This is a genomic window from Phycisphaerales bacterium AB-hyl4, from assembly GCA_041821185.1.
GTDB lineage: Bacteria > Planctomycetota > Phycisphaerae > Phycisphaerales > Phycisphaeraceae > Natronomicrosphaera > Natronomicrosphaera hydrolytica.
The window spans coordinates 28,469-46,010 of sequence record JBGUBD010000020.1; the positions used below are offsets into that span (position 1 = coordinate 28,469).

The following is a 17,542-nucleotide window of genomic DNA, read 5'->3' on the forward strand; positions in this document are numbered from 1 at the left end:
GGCAGCGGTTTAAGGCGGAGCTTGGCCCCGTATCGCTGAAAGAACACGGCCCCGAGGCGATCCCCGCCATGGTCCCCAGCCGATATACTGGCCGCAAAGCATTGATGCTCAAATTACGGCTTTGTTCGGAAGTGATCTCCAGTTACGGCGGAATCGATCGTGGAAGTAAATCAACCTGAAAAAACCGTGGACGCCGCTATAGGAATCATCCTGCGCGAGCCCAGTGCCCAACAACTAGAATTATGGCTACCTGAATCCAATGCGGGCGATCTCTCCAAGATCGACATCACCATTGAGACGCCGGATGGCCAGGCGCGGCATTCAATTGATACCGCCACGATGGTGGGCCCCGAACGTTTGCGTATCGACTGGCCTGCCGGCTTGCCCCGAATGTGGTGGGAGATCGACCAACCTCAGTTGTACCGCTTGATGGGCCGCATCGAGGCCGGCGAACAAGCCATCGCGTTAGATCATACGTTCGGACTGCGCTGGTGGTCGACCGAGGAGGGGCAGATCCGTCTCAACGGCCACCCCTTCTACGCCCGCGGCTGCATTCGCGGCATCACTGCCCATGATCACCCGAACCTTACCGGCCTGACGGATCAGGCCGCCGACGAGAAGAACATTCGTGCCGTGCGGGACTTCGGCTTCAACTACGTCCGCTGGCACTCGACCATCCCCAGCGAGACCTACCTCGATGCGGCGGATCGACTGGGCCTGGCGGTGCAGGTGGAGTTGGGGTTCAAATACAAGAATGACGGATTTCACTTTGACCAAGCGCTCTGGGAGCGAACGATTCGCCGCATCAGTCGCCATCCGTCGGTAGCCGTTTACTGCCTGGGCAATGAAATCCGTGAGGCGGGCAAGTTTCCCGAGATTCAGGCGATGATCGAACAGGCGCGGCAGTGGGACCCCGCGCCAATGGTGATGGACAACTGCGGCTGGGGCCAACCCGATCGGCCGAGCCCGGACGTCTACTGCCAGCACGTCGCTTACTTCTTTCCGTATGGCGATCACGCAGACATGTTCGACCGCATTCAGGGATTCGAGTTGGAAGGCTTTTGCCAGACGCCCCCAGCGGCACCCGGCGAGGCCGGAAGCGTCGAACGTCCGCTGCGGCCGGTGATGGCGCACGAGGTGTGCCACTACATCGCCATGCGCGATCTCGACCAGCTGGAACAGAAATGGCGTCGATGGCACGACCAGGTTCAGCCTGATCCGGATCACTCAGCGGCCGAGTTGCCATGGTGGATCAACCGACTGCGGGAACTATACCGGGAGAAGGGCATCGACCAGGATGAGCCGGAGCTTCGCCGCGCGTCCCAACGGTTCCAGGGCTTGGCGCAGCGGCATGTGCTGGAATCGATTCGGCTCAACCCCGTGCTGCAGGGCTACCAGATGCTGCAGATGTCGGACTGCTGGAAATACGAAAACACAAACGGCCTGCTTGACGCATTCGACGATCCAATCCACTGGAACGCCAGCGACTTCGCCCGCTTCAACGGCGACACCGCCCTGCTCGTCCGCTTCGGCCCCGAACGCAGCTACAAGGCGGGCAGCACCGTGCGCCTGCCAGCCTATCTGTCGCATTACGGTAAGCAGCCCCTTCGCGCAGCCACCATGCAGGCGACGTTGCGCGGCGGCGAACAGGTTCTCGCCCAATGCGACTTCGGCCCGTTTGAATCGCTCGCGCCGGGTGAGCGACATGACCTGGGCGAAGCGGTGCTGACCGTGCCCGCCGGGGCCGACGCACAGGAAGCCGAGCTTACGCTCACGCTGAAAGACCAGGCCGGCGAAGCGGTGAGCAATCGGTGGAAGGTGTGGATTCTGCCGGTGCGCGGCGAGCAACCCATGGCCATGCAGGATCCGCGCATCATTCGTGAACTGACACCTCAGACACTCGAAGCGATCGCGGGTGGGGAGCACCGCCTCTGGCTGTATCGGCCCGACCACCTCTTCGACGAAACCCAGCCGCGCCCGGCAATGGACTTCACCGGCCGACGTGAGTTAATGAAAGGCGTGATCTGGGACCGTGGCGACAACCTCGGCGCGGTCGTACGTGAGCACCCGGCGATTGGCGCTCTACCCCATGACGGGGTGGCCGACTGGCAGATCGCACCGCTACTGCACCTGGGCGCCAAGATCAATCTGGACAGCTTCCCTGTCCCGATTCGGCCGATCGTTCTGGGTGTGGACCGGCCTGTACGCGACCGGATGGAGGTCGCGAAGTTCGGCAAGAAAGATTTCGACCCCGCCCACACCTGTCGGCGATGGGGCTGGCTGTTTGAACTGGCGATCGGCAAGGGTCGGCTGCTCGTGTGCGGTTTGAATCTCGACGCGACCAGCACGGCTGGGCAATTCCTGCTTGAGAACATGCTGAGTTACCTGGACAACCCCGTCGGCGAACCCTCGGCTGAGCTCGACGCGAATACGTTGCGGGCCTACCTGACCGAACAAGCAAGCACACAGCTACCGGGGGAACCGCCGATGACATTGTTCTGGCTTCGCGACAAGGACCCAGTCGAGACCACGCTGTTCTGGCAGGAGTTGGGCATCACGCTGCGATGAACGCAATGTAAAGAGCGCGCGACCTGCAAGCTGAGCGACTCGCAAGCGCATCCGAAACGTACGTAACGCGAAAACCACGGAAGCAGCGTTTAACCAGGAGCATGGATCATGCGAAGCGAATCCTATGAATTCTTCAAGAACCTCATGGCCACCACCAGCCCCAGCGGCTTCGAGGCCCCGGGCCAGAAGGTGTGGTGCGACTATGCCCGTCAGTTCGCCGACGAAGTTACGACCGACGCCTACGGCAACGCCGTGGCCGTGGTGAATCCAGACGGTGATCCGAAGGTCGTCTTCGACGGCCATGCCGACGAACTGGGCATGATGGTCAAGTACATCGACGACAAGGGCTTTCTCTACGTGCAGAAGATCGGTGGCGTCGACCCGGCCCTGGTGCGAGGCAAGCGGGTGGACGTTCACACAAACCAAGGCCCGGTTCGCGGCGTCACCGGCGCGACGGCCATCCACCTCCAGTCGCGCGATGACAAGGATAAGAAGGTGCCCAAGTGGCCCGAACTGTTCATCGACATCGGCGCCGCCGACGGCGACGATGCTCGCCGGCGTGTGCAGGTAGGCAACACGGTCACCTTCACCGATGGCTTCGAGATGCTCAGCGAACACGTCGGCGTGGCCCGGGCGTTCGACAATCGCGTGGGAACCTGGTGTGCGATCGAGGCACTGCGCCTAGCGGCCGAGCACCGCGACGAGTTGCAGTGTGCCGTCTATGCTTGTTCGAGCGTGATGGAGGAAGTCGGTGGGGCTGGGGCCGCCATGAATGCCGCCAACCTCAAGCCCGACGCCGCCGTGGTCGTCGACGTCACCCACGCTACCGATTCGCCGGGCGTGGACATGAAAGAGCACGGCGAAGTGAAGATGGGACACGGCCCGACGCTCTCGGTCGGCCGGGAGAATCACCCGGCGCTCAACGCGTTAATCGCCTCCGTGGCCGACAAGGCGGACATCCCCATCCAGTACGAAGCCTTCGGCATCGCCGGCGGCACGAACGCCCTTTCCTACTACAGCAAGGAAGGCGGCATTCCCTGCTCGGTGCTGGGCCTGCCCAACCGCTACATGCACACGACGGTGGAGATGATCGACCTGCGGGACATGCAGCGCATCGCCGACCTGCTGGCCGCCGTCGCCCGCCGCATCGAGAAGGGGCAGCGCTTCGCAGTACCGGTGTAGATAGACGTCAACGCGAAGCGCCCCACGTGATGCGGGCCCGCTTCACAATCATTACATGCACGCGTCCCCGCAGGTGTTCCTTGAGCCCGTCGGCGTGGTCTGCGTTTAGGAAGTCGCCTTACGGATAACCGCCACGTCTTGTCCGATGTCGGCCGCTGAACAACCCTTACGAGCGGCGCAAGCGTTAACAACCCTCGGTAGCAAACACATCTGTTCGCCCGGCCGATCATCAACTATCGACTGCGTCTGGTCGATAAGAAGCTAGCACGCTCGGAGACCAGGCTCTCGCGAGCGCCGCCATACGTTCGGATCTGTCAGAAAGCAATTGCGGATGCTCGAAAACCCTAACTCCAATCACCCCGGCGCGAGCGAGGGGCCTCTCCACCGGCACCACTGCCGCGGAATATCCTTGCCCGGTGCGACAGCCGATTCGACCGAGGCGGACGTCCAAATCACCAGGCAGCACACGGCCCTCACCTCGCTGATGCGGATCCTCGCCTCGGAGACACTGGAGTTGCCCGCCGTTTTCCGCGAGATCACCCGCACCGTCGCAGAGACCCTCAACATTGAACGCGCCAGCATCTGGCGAGTAAATGACACCGGCAACGCCATCGTCTGCCACGACCTGTACGAATCCTCGCAACAGCGACACTCAGCCGGCTGCGAATTGCATGCTGCGCAATACCCCCGGTACTTTCAGGCGATGGCCGAGTGTGAAGTGATCTGCGCGGACGATGCGCATGCCGATCCGCGTACCTGCGAGTTCTCGCAAACTTATCTCGACCCGCTGGGCATCAACTCGATGCTGGACGCTCCGATCCAACTTCGTGGCGGACAAGTCGACGGCGTCCTGTGCCTGGAACACGTCGGCCCTCAACGCTCATGGACCAGCCTCGAACAAACCTTTACCCTCTCGATTGCCAATCTTGTCTCTCTCCTTCTCACCCAGCGGCAGCGAAAGCAGATCGAGCAAGAGTCGCACACGCTGCTTGAGTCGCTGCCGCAACTCGTCTGGATTCTTCAACCGGACAGATATTGTCTTCACGTCAATAAGCAATGGGTTGACTTCACAGGCCTGTCGGCGGCAGAGTCGCTTGGCTTTGGGTGGACACAGGCCTTACACCCTGACGATCTGGATAACATCAACGAGCAAGCAGAGCAGACCGTCCGCGACGACGGGGTGTTTGAGATGGAATACCGCGTGCGACGAGCCGACGGGGTGTACCAATGGATGCTCGGCCGAGCGTTACCCCTGCGCGACGCGTCGGGCGAAACGGTCCGGTGGCTGGGCACAGCCACGAATATCGATCTCATGAAACAGGTCGAAGCCCGGCTCGAACAGGTAACCGATCGCTTTGAGGCCGCCGTCACCGGGACCAGCGACGGCCTGTTCGATTGGTGGGTCGGCAGCAGTGAAATCTGGTTCGCCCCTCGGTTCTGGGAACTACTGGGTTTCACCGCTCAAGACGAATTGCCCGCAGGGACGTTTGACGTATGGGCCGAGCGATTACACCCTGACGAGCGCGAGCTGGTGCTCGCCGCACTGGACCAACACATTCACAACGGCGAAAAGTTCGACCTGCGTTACCGTCTGCGCACCGTCGCAGGCGACTACCGCTGGTTCCATGTTCGGGCTGCATCGCAGAAAAATGAGTGCGGGCAAGTCATCCGCATGTCCGGCTCCATCCAGGATGTCACTGATCGCAAACGCTTGGAGGATGAACTGCGTGCCGCGGCCCGGATCGACAAACTCACAGGCCTGCCCAACCGGGCACTGCTTATGGACCGGCTACAGCAGGCCATCGAGCGAAACAAGCGCAGTAGCGAATCATGCTATGCCGTTCTGTTCCTCGACTTCGACCGCTTCAAAATGGTCAACGACAGCCTCGGCCACGAAGTCGGCGATCTGCTGCTGCAGGAAATCGCGCTGCGATTGCAAACCGCCGTGCGATCTGCCGACACCGTCGGCCGACCAACGCAAAAAGGCACCGCGGCCCGCCTCGGCGGCGACGAGTTTGTGGTGCTTCTCGACAGCCTTCGCACAGTGACGGAGGTGCAGACCGTAACGGATCGCGTGCTGAAGGCCCTCGATGCCCCCTACCAGATCCGCCACCATCGCATTGTCAGCACCGCCAGCATCGGCATCGTGACCAGTGCCTTCGGGCACGAGCGTGCCGAAGACGTTCTGCGCGACGCGGACATTGCCATGTACGAAGCGAAATCCGCCGGCCGAAATCGAACTGCGCTTTTCGATGCGTCCATGCTTCGTCGTGTCCAGCGCAAAGCTGAGTTGGAAGTCGGCCTCCGTCTAGCCCTTGAGACAGACCAGTTTCACCTGGAATATCAACCAATCGTATCGCTGGAAACCCGGCGGCTCCGTGGTTTCGAAGCGTTGGTACGCTGGCAGCACCCGCAAGAGGGCCTCATCCCGCCGGGCGAATTTATCCCCGTCGCCGAGGACACCGGCCTGATGGTGGTGCTCGGTGAATGGGTCTTTCGGCGCGCCTGCCAACAACTTGCAGTATGGTGGCAGACTCTCGGCAGAGAGGCTATTCCTTCTCTCAGTGTAAACCTCTCTCGGACTCAACTCGCCGTGCCCGAATTGGCGGAGCGCCTGAACAGCATTGCGCGTGAAGAGGGCGTCGACCCGTCCGCCATCCATCTCGAAATCACTGAAACCACAATCACACTGGATCCGGACCAAGCCGCCAGGATAATTAAGTCGCTTAAGGCATTCGGCTTCAAAATCGACCTTGACGACTTCGGCACAGGCTACGCAGCCATGGCCAATCTGCACATGTTCCATGTGGACGTCTTGAAAGTCGACCGCTCCTTTGTCGCAAACCTCCATCGTGGCCGCGAGTTCACTGCTATGGTCAACGCCATCATCACGTTGGCTGACAACCTGAACATGACCCTCATTGCCGAAGGCGTGGAAACCGATGAGCAGGTCGCGATACTACAGTCGCTGGACTGCCAGTTCGCACAGGGCTACCTTTTTGCCCGTCCCTTGCCCGCAGATCATGTTGTGGCATTTATCAACAAGCACAAGGCGCAGGTGGCCGGCTGCTGAATCAAACGCAAAAGCCGTCGAACCGTTGCCTCCGGCTCGTTTCATTCAAATTCGTCGTGCATGCCAACGGATTGCCGCCCATTGGGTATGTGTTTCCGCACTGCACCAATCGCTGAGGCGAACAAAGAACGTGGTTTCATCGGCTCAACGGCCACGAACATACCGCTCGTTGTGAACCGCGAAATTGTCATAGTAAGCGTGAACGGCGACGTAGTTGTCCGCCTCATCTTTAGGAGCCCAGTCGGGATCGCTGCCGCCATGAAATGTGCTGAACAGCAATCGCTGGATAAGCGATTGGTCACTGTCGACGCTGCGAAACTCCAAATTGTCGGCATGGCCATCGCGAACTTCGCCTGCGAGTACGATCACGTCGTCAGCAGCACCGGCACCTGCCGCCGGCCGTCGGGATAGTCGACGTAGATGTGGCCGAAGTCTGCCTCCAGGCGACGCCCCGGATCGTGCGCCAGCGGAATGAACGTCTGACGCGCCGCCTCACACCGTTGGCCGACATATCGACGCACCTGGTCATAGCCGCCGGTGTAGCCATGCTCCGGCTCGCACAGACGCCGGTAGATCTGCATCGCCGTGCGCCGCTGCTTCGGCGGGGCCTGCTCCCCGTCGCGCAGAATCTGCTCGATCACCGCATGAAACGGCCCGAGCTTCGGTGCCGACCGCGGTTGCTTCAGCGTGTACGGCGCGGGCTCCGGATCGGCCAGCGCCTTGCGGATCGTCTTGGGCGAGTGGTCGAACTGGCGGGCCATCGCCCGGATGCCCATCCCGTCCCGATGCGCTTTACGAATGCGTGCGAATTCGTTCACCGTAAGCACCTTCTGGCTCCTTTCGCCGACGGCCATTCGTCAGGCCGCCAGCTTAGAGCCGGCTACGGTGTGTCCCTTTTCGATGCCGATCTACCCGCCGAGGTGTGTCCCTTTTGCACGCCGATTACCACTAAACGGAACTCAACCTCGATAATAGTCGATAATGCGCCCGCAGCAAGGGTAGATCACCCACTCGTTTTGTCACCGCACTGGCTCACGATCCATCCGCGAGGACCCACAAGCCAAGTTCGACCAGCTGCTCTGACGAGAGCGCCTCGTCCATAATGATCAGTTCATCCATCGTGCCCACAAACCCGTAGGTCTCCTTCTGCACCACGTAGTTGCCGATCAACGCGCGTCGGCTGGTGGGCACGGCGGGAGCGGCCCGCTCTTTCTGAATCTGCTCGGCATCGACATACAAGGCAACGTCCTGGCCGTCATGAACCACAGCCACGAACGCCCATTGATCGCCCGAGGTCTGGTGAACGTCATTTCTCACCTGGATATCTTCATCGCCATCGCTGTACTCGAAGAACATCCGGCGAAGGCTGAAAACAAACCGCATGCCTTCGTCCCAGCTATGGGCTTTCTGCCCCAGGATTTCCATCGTGCTTCGCCTGCTGACGATCTTCACCCACGCGGTGATCGTAAACGGCGGTTCGAGTTGGAATCCCTCGGTCAATTCAATCCACGACTGGTGATTGTCGGGAAACCGCAACGCCTGGCCGCGTACGCCTTCCACCGGTTCGAGCGAGGTGTCATTCTGACTCTTGATCGTGCCGTGAAAGCCATGCGGCCCGAGGTCGCGTATAATGTCGCCATCCTGGTCCTTCTCGTCGAACGACCAGTGAGCGAACACCTGTCCGGGCGGACCATCAATCGCGCCGGCTTCGGTTGTGGCCAGCGCGCCCATGACGCTGACAATCCCGACAAGCAGGTAAATCTCATATCTCATCAATACTTCTCCACATCATTCGCAGTTTTCATTTGGACACGATTCAGAACTCTGTAATCGCTTTGATTTCTGCCTCTGGCATCGGCTCGTCGGGGTCGTCGAAGGTCGGCGCGTTGTCAATAGCGCTTTGCATTCGTTCCACACTGAGCGTGCCGGCGATATCCCCGTCGGTTGTGTAAATCCGCACCGCCAGCGGCGACAGCGTTTCGTTCAGACGCCGTCCCTCTTCCAACTGAAGCGAATCATCTTCAGAGACGACGTACCATTGCGTCGGTGCATCAGATGGCAGCGTCGCCGTCAGTTCCTGCGCTTGGTCGGACACATTGACGACAAACAGATAGTACTGATCATTCGCTTGGCGGAGGGTGTGCAGCACCTGCCCGTCGGCCGCCGAGACATCCAGTTGCCTGGCGCTATCCACTGCGAGAACAGCGTCCTTGAGCAGAGCCATTTCCGTGGCAAGATAGCCGAGGCCAAGGCGAATAGCCGGATGCCGCCGCCCCCGGTTGTATGCAAACGGAATATGTCCCGTACTGCCCGCGACGACGGCCTGATAGTTCATGTTGCGCAGATCGCGAAACGTAGGGGCGCGTTCATCCTGTCGTTCATCACGAAGGTCAGCCCAACTGAAAGCCTGAGGCGTGACCCACACACCGCGCGAGCCATCCACCGCCTCGCCCGCATGGCCCACAAGGCGATAGATGTACTCCATGTGCCGACGTGCCCCGCCATCTTCATAAAACCCAGGGAACGGGTTGGGCATCAGGATGTCAGCCGACGCACCGTAAATGTCAACGCCGCTGAACGTATTATTCAGCACCACCGTCGGACGGTATGGGTCTTCCTCCTGGCAGATCTGATAGACCTTTTCGAGCCGTTCGGGCAAGGTCGAGTGCAGTTCCGGCTCGTCGGCCAGATACCAGGCCAACAACGCAGGATGATCTTTCCAGCGGTTGATGAACGTGCGAATCTGCTGTTCTTCCTCATCACTCACCGGCTGCTGCGGGCGACCGTCACGCACCATCACCGGATCGGGATACGGATAGATCATGGCCATGAGGCCATTGTCATGCACGCGGTCGAGCCAGGCCTGCTGCTCGCTTTCATCCCACCAGTAGAACGCATATTCAAAGACGACGGTGTATCCCTGTTTCGCCACCACTTCCATATCATCATGCGGCCGAATGCCCATCGCCCCCATCGGCAGGAACGGCTCCCCATCGACCAACGTGACCTTGTTCGCATCAAGGCGGACCTCACGTCCACCGGCAGGCGGCGGTCCAAGTCGACGCAACGCCGTGCCTGCTTCGTAGGCGTCGTCGCGCTCCGGCGTGGTCAGCTCGGCCACCACGTGGTACTCGCCTTGCGGAAGGTCGGCGGGTAAAGGCATTTCAAAGTCCACGTTCCGCTTCGGCGAAGTGATCGTCGTCGTTTCAATCGCCTGTCGGTCCGCGTCGAGCAGCAGCACCGCCAGTTCGCTCTGGGCAAGCCGCTCTGAAGAAAGATTGATCTCCACCGTTCCTCGGAGCTCATCCAACGACTGCGTGTCGTAAATCGTGTTGCGATACGATGGCGCACTCAAGGTGATTTTCAACGGAGTGTAATGCAATTGCGCTGCGTACTGGTGACGCCGTACGAGAACATCGGTCCGCACATTTTCCAGAGCGACGTCGACCGTCACATTTCCTTCGCCTTCAAAAGGAATACGCACCTGATAGACGCGTGAGGCTCCGGCATCCAACCCGCGCAATTCAGTCAGTTCACCCAGCCTGCTTTCGCCCTGATTGAGGCCGAACCGCATTCGGAAAAACTCATAACGATCTGTTTCGTTGCGCACGGAAACGCCTGTCTCCAGAAACAACTGCCCTTGGTCTTCCACCACCCGCGACTGGCCTTGCGAAGCCACCGCCCATTGGAACGGCGTGGCATCGAGATTCTCCAGCACAAGCGGCACGAATCGGTGCGGCTGATGCAACGTTCCTCGAATTGGAGCGTAACTGCTGACCGTCTGCGACGGACCATCATGCGATGAGCGGGCGACATTCAAGGCCCAGTCCCCGGTCGTGTCCGGACTCAATCCCAATTCAGCCAGCGGAATGGCGATCTCGATCGACCACTGATCATCTTCAACATGCGTGGCGACGTCCGCATGGATGTCGACAGTTCGATCCGCTAAATTGCCCCCCTGTACACGCAGCGCGTCATAGATCACGCCCGCAGCATTCACGACGATATGCACATACTGATCGACCGAAGGGGCCGGATCGATCATGAACTCAATCGCGTCGTCGCGCCACACCGGACCATCCCGTTCGCTGGCCTCGGTGACCAGCGGCGCGCCCTCGGGGCGGTCGAGCACGGCACCGATGTAAAGCGTATGCGCGTCAGCGCCGACCTTGAAGCGCGTCTGCGCCTCGGCTGATTGCTGCGAGGGATCGACCTGGATGAAATCGCTGTACCACTGCCCCGCTTGCCAGCAGTCGTCATCTAGTCGGCCGTCGATCTCAGGCGGCTGGTCGAACGACAACACGTCCACCTGCCGATCCGACGAAATCGCATGCGTGGAAGCTACTGCATAAAGTAAGCCTGTCACCACAAACACCGAGCGCCAACCGCGGGCCGCAGCCCGAAATTCATATCCAAGCATTAAATGTTATCCGGTTAAATGTGAACAGTGAAAGAATAAGTCAAACGTTGTGAATACGCCTGGGTCTCTCAAAGAAGGCTACTTACGGTCCCAGTTGTTGTCGTTAAACCAATTCGGCCGAAACACGTCTGTTTCGTACACCGCCGTATGGTCGCTAGGGTTGGGAGACGCCTCGGTAGAACCATGCCCGTCAACCCAGGAAACGTTCACCGCGCCACTGTGCCTAGCGTGAGGAATTCCACGGTTTGCGCTGGAAGTCGAGGAAGAGGCGTGGCTCATGAGCCGGAGCGACCCCACCAGTGGGTCAGGCATGAAAGTTTCGGTCGCGCCCAGCGAATCGGCCATGAGAATGGTCGAGGAAGGGTTGGCGATCTCCATCATCTTCGCTGGTGTCGACCACAGCGCAAGGTCCGTCCAGCCCGAATGACTTGACTCGCCCGCAACGCCCCGAGATGTGGCGATAAACCGGTAGTTGTAGCCGTACGAGATATAACGAGCTCGCCAACCAGGGATACCGTTCGTGTCATCAGGCGGCAAAGCCCTGTTGGGCGCTTCCGGGCAGGCAAAGACCGCCCACGAGGGATCTCGAAGGGACGCGGTATTCCAGCCAGGCAGGCCGGGGAGATAGCCCTCCTCTCGCAAGATGACGGGCCACCTGAGTTCGTGGTTATTGGGGTCGGAGTATGTTCGGCCCGGCGGGAAGTAGTCGCGCCATTCATGGGTGTAGTTAATCATCGCCAAGTTGACCTGCCGCACGTTGCTGGCGCACTGAACGCTGCGGGCCGCCGCTCGCGCGCCTTGTAGTGCCGGTAGAAGAATGGCGATGAGCAACGCAATGATGGAGATGACCACCAGAATCTCAATCAATGTAAAGCCGACCGAAGTGTGTCGTCGAACCATGACGAGTGTCCTTTCACGATTGAGTTCGTAACGCAACAGTCACGTACCCGCCCTTCGATTAGATCATGAGGGGTCGATGGAACAGGTCGACGCTCGTACGACCAGTTTCGTCTGCAATGCCTGCACTTGGTCGGCCTCCTGGCCGGTCAACCGACGCTCCAGCAAGGACACCGCCATGTTCGCAAGGTCCTTGCGCGAGTGACGCAGCGTGGTCGTCGGCGGGTGCATCATCGCCGCCACCGGAAGGTCGTCGGTTCCGATCACGCTGAAGTTTTCGCCTACCCAGTAGCCGAGTCGGGCCAACGTCTGGTAGACCGCCACCAAGTGTGTGTCACCAGCGATAATGGCAGTCGGCCGCTCGGGATCGTTCAACATCGCTTCCACCGCCTTCGATACGTCGGCCGAGGTGCGCCCGGCATACGGCACCCACGTCGGCGATACCTTCAGCCCCTTTTCCGCCATCATCCGATAGAAATGCTCCCGCCTGAGCGCGAACGTCCGCATATACTTGCCCGGGGCAAGTCGATCCAGAAAACCAATACGCCGGTGGCCGAGCGACCACAGGTGCTCCAGTTGCATCGCTACGCCATGCTGGGCATCCACCACGACGCTGCAGCGCGGCAGTTCAGCGTTTCGGGGCATCAGGTTGACCGCGGGCACGTGGTGCGGATCGAAAACCCGTTCGATCAAATCGTTCCTGGATGGCTGAAACAAGATGCATGCCTTGACGTCGGCCCGTTCAAGCAACTGCTCGTACTGTTCGTCTGAGCCGTCACGCTCGACCATGGTGACGCGAATGCTCTGGCCGCGCTGGCCGCAGCATTCGCTGATGGCATAGATCAGTTCACCAGTGAAGTCGTGTCGATCCTGCCAGGGCGGGTTGCCGGTGGCGCAATGGATGATGTCCACCGTACTGGCCAGATCCCTCATACCAATGGCGTGTCGACTCTTGAACAGACCACGACGCGGCGACGCTTCGACCAGCCCCGCGTCACGCAACGTCCCGACCGCCCGCTCGACCACAAGCTGACTGACGCCGCAGTCGCTCATGATCTGGCGAACCGAAGGCATCGCCTCACCGGGGGCGAGCATGATCAACTTCCGATCCAGGTAACGAATCACCTGGTTGCGGCGCCTTGCGGATTGTTCCGTAATGGTTTGCATCGGTGCACTACTCAAAGGATGCGAGCGACCAGACTCTTGCGGCGACTAGTCCCAACAGTATCATGCACGCCGCCGGCGAGCGAGCATCATCAGACCGCCGAGGCCGAGCAGCGACAGGCTCGCCGGCTCGGGGACGAATGCCCCTTCGGGCACCTCGTAGTTGTTGTTTTCATCAAGCTCGTACAAGTCGCTGATAAGCGTATTGGTGATCCGCACGCTGTCGCCGTAGCCTTGCAGGCCGCGGTCGGCACCGCCTGTATTTCCGGTAAACAGGTAAAGTATGTCATTCTCAGTCGTCACAGAGGGTGAAACCGACCCTGAAGGCGTACGCAAGCCGGTGTCTTCTCCGGCAAATTCACCATTGATCCACATCCGGATCTGGTGTTCGCTCGCGTCGGACGATGTCATGTCCCAGTCGACAGAAACCAGTTGCCACTCATTAGCCTCGACGGTGTTAGCGCCGGCATTAATGTTGCCGTTCCCGCTCCCTGAATAGCTGGGGAAAACCTGAAATCTCCAACTCGTGCCGCCGCTGAGGGCAGACAACTGCATCGTTCCACCGTTATCCAGTCCAAGTCGAAACAGGCGGAAGTCTTCACTCGCGCCCGGACGAACCCAGGCTTCGAACGACCCCTTATCGAACTCAAAGTTCCCCAACGCACTGTAACCCAGGTTCGCCGCATCGCTGTCGCCCTTGAAGGCGCCGGTGCCGAACTTCACCTGCTCATCGGAGGTATCGGGGAACCCACCTGCACTCTGATTCAACACCTGCACCTCACCACTACCGACGGCGAAGTCTGCAGCCAGGCGTTCCGCCGCCGTGGCGCTCTCAAGATCATCGAAATTGTGCACGAAGAGGACGTCCGCGGAAGCCGGGGCACCCAGCAAGCCAACACCAAGGACAGCCGTCATCGCCGAGCGAACCATGGAAAGTCGAAGCATTATTCATTCTCCTTGTCGAAATGAGGATCCAATGGCCGTTTTCAAGCCGGCCGACAGTGATTTTCGACCTGTGCATTAAAACTGTATGATTCGAGTGCAATCTACCTGCCTTGATTCGGCTCGTCAAGAGTTTTTGTTTTTTTTGCCGTTCAAAGGGGAAGGTGTGGAGAAAGGCGCGGTGGCGGCCCATGAGCCTGAGCAACTCGACAGTGCCTGGCAACCAAGGATCGACATGCCAGGCTGACATTGCCAAGGTGACGCCGGGCATGCTCAACTGGACGGCCACCACCATCACCCGCCGCCGCGTGAAGACCGGCAGGCACAAGACCGTGCCCACCGTCACCATGACCGTGGCCGAGCAGGCCGTGGGGTTGAAGCCGGGGCGAATTTGTCCAGCGATCCAGCGAGGAACCAGGGCCGCCGGCTGGCGGTGGCGCAAAGTGGATGAATTGAATATTGACCCGGCGGTCGCCGGGGTGTGATGGCGGATGATTGAACAAATGGTCCGGCCACCACGAGGATGTACCGGCCAGCTAGCGGGGACCACCGTCGAATGGCACGGTCAAAATCACGCGAGTCCCTACGCTCGGCTGGCTGTCGACCTCCATCGTGCCCCCCACGTTTTCAATGCGACGACGGATGCGTTTCACGCATCACGCGCGACATCGCCACGCTTCCGGTGCACGTGATCGACCGCGAACGCAACGAACGCGTCCATTCGCACCCGGTGGCCGAGCTTCTACGCCATCCATCGGACTATATGACGCCGGCCTCATTCTGGACGGCTACACCATGAACGCGCTGCTCTATGGCAACCCGTACGCGTTCATCACTCGCGACGAGCGCTTCCGCCCGGTGGAACTGCTGCCCCTGATGGCACGAGATACGGAGCCCCGCCGCCGCGACGGCCAACTATATTACGTGACACGCACCAACGCGCAGGCCATGCCCCTGCTGGCGTCTGACGTGCTGCATGCGCCATATATGGCGATCGACGGCATTACCGGCATGAGCCCGATACCCCCTAAACACCGCCGGCCGAATCTGTACCCCTTTGAGATTTTCACCCCAAGGGGTACACCAGGGGGTACAAATGCCAAAGGGGCACAACCTGCGAGCGTAAAAAAAGCCCTAAATCATTGCGATCTAGGGCTTTATGGAATCGGGGTGACAGGATTCGAACCTGCGACCTCTTCGTCCCGAACGAAGCGCTCTACCAAGCTGAGCTACACCCCGAGGTGTGTGGCGATGCGTTTGATTTTCAAACAGCGCGGCCATCGTGCCGGGCCACGCTTGCGTAACGCAAGCAGGAAAGTCTACGCGACAACCCCTTCCACTGCAAACCGCAGGCGGGAACGGGCGGCTGAACGACGGGGTTGGTGGAGGTCGCGGGTTTCTCCATCTTGACGGTGCAGGGTATTGGCGATACTTTCGGCGGATTGCAGGATGGGCCGACGACCGTTTCGGCCTGCTTCAATCGTATCCACGGATGGGTGCACCTTGTATTCACCCACGTTGGGCGGCCAGACCGGACTGAAGTTGATGCCGTCGTCAGCGGCGTTTTTGGCAGTTATAGAAGGTCTGGCACGTAATGAACTCGCATACGCTCGATGGGGAGTGACATCATGATGATGTTTCGTGGCTGGATGGGGCGCTTCGCGCCAGTATTGCTCGTCAGCCTGCTACTGATGCCTGCGGCGACGCCGGCGACAGCACAGGAAGTGCCTTACACCGCGATTGTGGTCGAGGACAACGTTCAGGTCCGCGCCGGCGCCGGCCGAGCGTACTACGTCGTCGGCGAACTCGATCGCGGGGCTCTGGTCGAAGTCGAGGAAGTCATCTTCGGCTGGCTGAAGGTCGTGCCCCCGGAAGGCGTGCACAGCTATATCTCCAAGGCGTTTGTTGACGCCCGCGGCGAGGGCCGACGGGGCGAGGTCAACTCCAACCGCACGCGCGTCACGGCCGCGAGCGTGGAGGGGCCGGGCAACAGCTACCGCGAGCAGACGCTGCTGAACCGCGGCGCTGCGGTGCGGATCGTCGACGAGGAAGGCAGCTTTTATAAGATCGAGCCGCCTGCGGGCACGTTCGTCTTTCTGCCCCCGGGCTCGGTCCGCCGAGCGTCGGACATGGAAGCGGCACAAGAGCCGGAGCAGCCCGCCGAGCAGGAGGCGGAGCCTGCCGCCGAGCCGGAGCAGCCGACGGAAGCGGAGCCGACCGAGCAGGTCGCCGACGATGAAGCTGATCAGCCGGTCGAGGTTGCCGACTCCAACGGCGAAGCAGAAACAGACATTGAAGGAGCGGTCACGTCGGAGGATCTGCCTGAGCTGGCCGGCGACGAAAGTGGCCAGGAGGATCAGGACAGCCTCATGCCCACGCCGGACCAACGGGTCGATGAAGGCGACGCGGATGCGACTGCCGACGACGAAGCGTTGACCGAAAATGCCACTGAGCCAGAGGCGGAGGAGGCCGTCGCTGAGCAGCCGCGTGAAGAGGTAGACACGCCCGCGATTTCCGAAGCGTTACGTGAGGTGGAGCATCGTCACGTGCCGGCGTTTGACTTGCCGCTGGAGGAGCAGCCTTTCGAGCGGATGATTGCTGACTACCGCGCAGTGTTGGCAAACAACGATGATCTGCCGACTGGGGATCAGCGGTTGATCGAGCATCGCCTGAGTCTGCTTGAGCGCAATCAGCGCATCGCCGAGACGCTGGTCCGCGTGGCCGAGTTGCGTGATGCGTCCGCACGCACCGATCGCGAACTGGACGAACGGCAGCGCGAGCGTGACCGCCGTCGGCCGAACTACGATGCGGTGGGCGAACTGCTGGCGTCGACGGTGTACGACGGGCGAAACCTGCCGCAGTTGTTCCGCGTGGTGGACCCGGCAACGGGCCGTACGCTGGGCTATGTTGAGCCGGGTGATCAGGTGAACCCCCGCCGCATGCTCGGCCGAGTTGTGGGCATCGTGGGCGACCGTCGGCTCGATCCGGGCCTGCGTCTGCGTGTGTTCGACGTCCGCCGCATCGACGTGCTTGAGTCGGCAGAAGTCGACTGATCGCCGTTGCTACACCACAACCGTCGAGCGCTGATGCGTTGCCGTTCGCCGGCGTCGTAACGCAACGCTTGTGTTGCTGGCTCGGTTTCCGGCCCGGTGATGCTCCACCCACCGTGGTGCCTTTTTCTTGCCGCCGGTTGATGCCTCCCAGCGCCGACCCGGCTACAGTGACAACGTCGCGATCCGCCGAGGGTCGCTTTTGCCACAACAAAACGGTCACCCACCGAGGCGCGGCCGTAAAGG

The 17,542-nt window shown here is 60.6% G+C and carries 12 protein-coding genes and 1 tRNA gene; 5 read left to right on the top strand and 8 right to left on the bottom strand.

Going from position 1 to position 17,542, the window contains the following annotated elements:
• Positions 1-159: 159 nt before the first annotated feature.
• From ACERK3_19150 to ACERK3_19160, 3 genes are all read left to right on the top strand, one after another.
• Positions 160-2,568: a glycoside hydrolase family 2 TIM barrel-domain containing protein gene (locus ACERK3_19150; GenBank protein MFA9480392.1), complete on the top strand. Its 2,409-nt coding sequence runs from the start codon at positions 160-162 to the stop codon at positions 2,566-2,568.
• Positions 2,569-2,676: 108 nt separating this feature from the next.
• Positions 2,677-3,750 carry a M20/M25/M40 family metallo-hydrolase gene (locus ACERK3_19155; protein ID MFA9480393.1) on the top strand — a complete coding sequence of 358 codons (1,074 nt, stop codon included), beginning with the start codon at positions 2,677-2,679 and terminating at the stop codon, positions 3,748-3,750.
• Between the two features lie 409 nt (positions 3,751-4,159).
• Positions 4,160-6,823, top strand: coding sequence for an EAL domain-containing protein (locus ACERK3_19160; GenBank protein MFA9480394.1), 2,664 nt, complete (start codon positions 4,160-4,162; stop codon positions 6,821-6,823).
• A gap of 144 nt (positions 6,824-6,967) precedes the next feature.
• On the opposite strand, the gene ACERK3_19165 is transcribed toward ACERK3_19160, so the two are convergent.
• The 7 genes from ACERK3_19165 to ACERK3_19195 form a co-directional block, all read right to left on the bottom strand.
• Positions 6,968-7,192, bottom strand: coding sequence for a polysaccharide lyase (locus ACERK3_19165; GenBank protein MFA9480395.1), 225 nt, complete (start codon positions 7,190-7,192; stop codon positions 6,968-6,970).
• Entirely contained in the window at positions 7,189-7,641 is a 453-nt protein-coding gene (locus tag ACERK3_19170; GenBank protein ID MFA9480396.1) for a hypothetical protein, read from the bottom strand. The genes ACERK3_19165 and ACERK3_19170 overlap by 4 nt, the downstream gene beginning before the upstream one ends.
• A 214-nt stretch (positions 7,642-7,855) precedes the next feature.
• Complete coding sequence (locus ACERK3_19175; protein ID MFA9480397.1) at positions 7,856-8,596, bottom strand: LamG-like jellyroll fold domain-containing protein; 741 nt, start codon at positions 8,594-8,596, stop codon at positions 7,856-7,858.
• A gap of 43 nt (positions 8,597-8,639) precedes the next feature.
• Positions 8,640-11,189, bottom strand: coding sequence for a sugar-binding protein (locus tag ACERK3_19180; GenBank protein ID MFA9480398.1), 2,550 nt, complete (start codon positions 11,187-11,189; stop codon positions 8,640-8,642).
• A 132-nt stretch (positions 11,190-11,321) separates the two neighbouring features.
• A complete protein-coding gene (locus ACERK3_19185) occupies positions 11,322-12,143 on the bottom strand; it encodes a DUF1559 domain-containing protein (GenBank protein MFA9480399.1) in 822 nt (273 codons plus the stop codon).
• A gap of 63 nt (positions 12,144-12,206) precedes the next feature.
• On the bottom strand, positions 12,207-13,307 hold the full coding sequence (locus ACERK3_19190) for a substrate-binding domain-containing protein (GenBank protein MFA9480400.1): 1,101 nt from the start codon (positions 13,305-13,307) through the stop codon (positions 12,207-12,209).
• Between the two features lie 60 nt (positions 13,308-13,367).
• Positions 13,368-14,249, bottom strand: a complete 882-nt coding sequence (locus ACERK3_19195; GenBank protein MFA9480401.1) for a LamG-like jellyroll fold domain-containing protein — start codon at positions 14,247-14,249, stop codon at positions 13,368-13,370.
• A gap of 188 nt (positions 14,250-14,437) precedes the next feature.
• Here ACERK3_19195 and ACERK3_19200 point away from each other — a divergent pair, with 188 nt between their 5' ends.
• The gene (locus ACERK3_19200; protein ID MFA9480402.1) at positions 14,438-14,731 is read left to right on the top strand and encodes a hypothetical protein; all 294 of its coding nucleotides are present in this window, start codon (positions 14,438-14,440) and stop codon (positions 14,729-14,731) included.
• A gap of 680 nt (positions 14,732-15,411) precedes the next feature.
• On the opposite strand, the gene ACERK3_19205 is transcribed toward ACERK3_19200, so the two are convergent.
• Positions 15,412-15,485 (bottom strand) — tRNA-Pro (locus tag ACERK3_19205).
• Positions 15,486-15,874: 389 nt separating this feature from the next.
• Between ACERK3_19205 and ACERK3_19210 the strand changes: the two genes are divergently transcribed.
• On the top strand, positions 15,875-17,299 hold the full coding sequence (locus ACERK3_19210; GenBank protein MFA9480403.1) for an SH3 domain-containing protein: 1,425 nt from the start codon (positions 15,875-15,877) through the stop codon (positions 17,297-17,299).
• Positions 17,300-17,542 lie beyond the last annotated feature (243 nt).

Excerpts from the sequence above, each read along its gene's own strand:
- ACERK3_19155 (MFA9480393.1), top strand. The coding sequence starts at position 2,677 with ATGCGAAGCGAATCCTATGAATTCTTCAAGAACCTCATGGCCACCACC.
- ACERK3_19175 (MFA9480397.1), bottom strand. The coding sequence starts at position 8,596 with ATGAGATATGAGATTTACCTGCTTGTCGGGATTGTCAGCGTCATGGGC.
- ACERK3_19185 (MFA9480399.1), bottom strand. The coding sequence starts at position 12,143 with ATGGTTCGACGACACACTTCGGTCGGCTTTACATTGATTGAGATTCTG.
- ACERK3_19190 (MFA9480400.1), bottom strand. The coding sequence starts at position 13,307 with ATGCAAACCATTACGGAACAATCCGCAAGGCGCCGCAACCAGGTGATT.
- ACERK3_19195 (MFA9480401.1), bottom strand. The coding sequence starts at position 14,249 with ATGCTTCGACTTTCCATGGTTCGCTCGGCGATGACGGCTGTCCTTGGT.
- ACERK3_19200 (MFA9480402.1), top strand. The coding sequence starts at position 14,438 with ATGAGCCTGAGCAACTCGACAGTGCCTGGCAACCAAGGATCGACATGC.
- ACERK3_19210 (MFA9480403.1), top strand. The coding sequence starts at position 15,875 with ATGATGATGTTTCGTGGCTGGATGGGGCGCTTCGCGCCAGTATTGCTC.